The sequence below is a fragment of the Synechococcus sp. R6-7 genome (genome assembly GCF_047461695.1).
Taxonomy (GTDB): Bacteria; Cyanobacteriota; Cyanobacteriia; order Thermostichales; family Thermostichaceae; genus Thermostichus.
The window spans coordinates 1-1,664 of the sequence record NZ_JANSHS010000025.1; the positions used below are offsets into that span (position 1 = coordinate 1).

1 protein-coding gene is annotated in these 1,664 nt (G+C 59.4%); it reads left to right on the forward strand.

Features of this window, described 5'->3' with window-relative positions:
- The first annotated feature begins 216 nt into the window (after positions 1 to 216).
- Positions 217 to 1,596, forward strand: coding sequence for a photosystem II reaction center protein CP43 (gene psbC, locus NW815_RS00890; RefSeq protein ID WP_414388006.1), 1,380 nt, complete (start codon positions 217 to 219; stop codon positions 1,594 to 1,596).
- The last annotated feature ends 68 nt before the right edge of the window (positions 1,597 to 1,664 follow it).

Sequence of the window (1,664 nt, forward strand, 5' to 3'; positions counted from 1 at the left end):
AAGTCCTCCCCCGCGGCAATGCGCTCTAAACCCACTGAGCTCGCTCGACTTTAGCTGCGGTAGATCCCTAGAGATCTGCTCTGTGAGGATGAGCGCTTGCCCAAGGGATCCCCTGCCGCGGATCCCAGTGGACAGGGAGCCCAACGGCAGGCGCTCGCGTTAACTAAACTTTTTTTGGTGTCTCTTGTTCCTGACTATCATTGGAGGTTGGTCTCTGTGACCTCGACAACATTTGGTTCTGCAGTGGTGCAAGATCGCACCCAAGGCGGATTTGCCTGGTGGGCTGGGAATGCCCGCTTGATTAATCTCTCCGGTCGGCTTTTGGGCGCCCATGTGGCCCACGCTGGCCTGATCGTCTTCTGGGCGGGAGCGATGCTGCTGTTTGAGGTGGCTCACTTCACGCCGGATCGGCCTATGTATGAGCAGGGCCTGATCTTGATGCCCCACATAGCCACTCTGGGCTGGGGGGTTGGTCCCGGCGGCGAGGTGATTGACACCTACCCCTACTTTGTCATCGGGGTGCTGCACCTGATCTCCAGCGCCGTGCTGGGGTTGGGGGGCATTTATCACGCCATTCGCGGCCCAGAAACTCTGGAGCAGTCTTTCCCCTTCTTCGGCTACGACTGGAAAGACAAGAACAAGATGACCACCATCCTGGGGATCCACCTGATCCTGTTGGGGTTGGGGGCTTTCTTGTTGGTGGCCAAGGCCATGTGGTTTGGCGGTGTCTATGACACCTGGGCTCCAGGAGGTGGCGATGTGCGGGTGATCACCAACCCCACCTTGAACCCCGCCGTGATCTTCGGCTACCTGTTTAAATCTCCTTTTGGTGGGGAAGGCTGGATCATCAGCGTTGACAACATGGAGGATGTGATCGGTGGCCACATTTACATCGGCATTATCTGCATTGCCGGTGGGATTTGGCACATCCTCACCAAGCCCTTTGGTTGGGCTCGCCGCGCCTTTATCTGGTCTGGGGAGGCCTATCTCTCCTACAGCTTGGCGGCGGTTTCGCTGATGAGCTTCATTGCCACCTGCTACATCTGGTTCAACAACACCGTCTACCCCAGCGAGTTCTACGGCCCCACTGGCCCAGAAGCCTCGCAAGCGCAAGCCCTCACCTTCATCGTGCGCGACCAGCGCCTGGGGGCGAACATTGGCCAAGCCCAAGGTCCCACCGGTCTGGGTAAATACCTGATGCGCTCCCCCACGGGCGAGATCATCTTCGGCGGCGAGACGATGCGCTTCTGGGATGTGCGCGCTCCCTGGAAAGAGCCGCTGCTGGGCCCCAATGGGTTGGATCTGGATAAGCTGAAAAACGACATTCAGCCCTGGCAAGCCCGCCGTGCAGTGGAGTACATGACCCACGCGCCGCTGGGATCCCTGAACTCGGTGGGTGGTGTGGCTACCGAGATCAACACGGTGAACTTCACCAGCCCGCGCACCTGGTTGGCCGCTCACAACTTCATCTTCGGCTTCCTGTTCTTTGTCGGCCACCTGTGGCATGCCGGTCGCGCTCGCGCTGCCGCTGCTGGCTTTGAGAAAGGGATCAGCCGCGAGAACGAGCCGGTTTACCGGATGAAGCCGATCCGATAAGGGCATAAGTCCCTCTGGAATGTACCTTTGGCCCCCCTTGCCGGGGGCCTTTTTTTGGGCATCCCCCC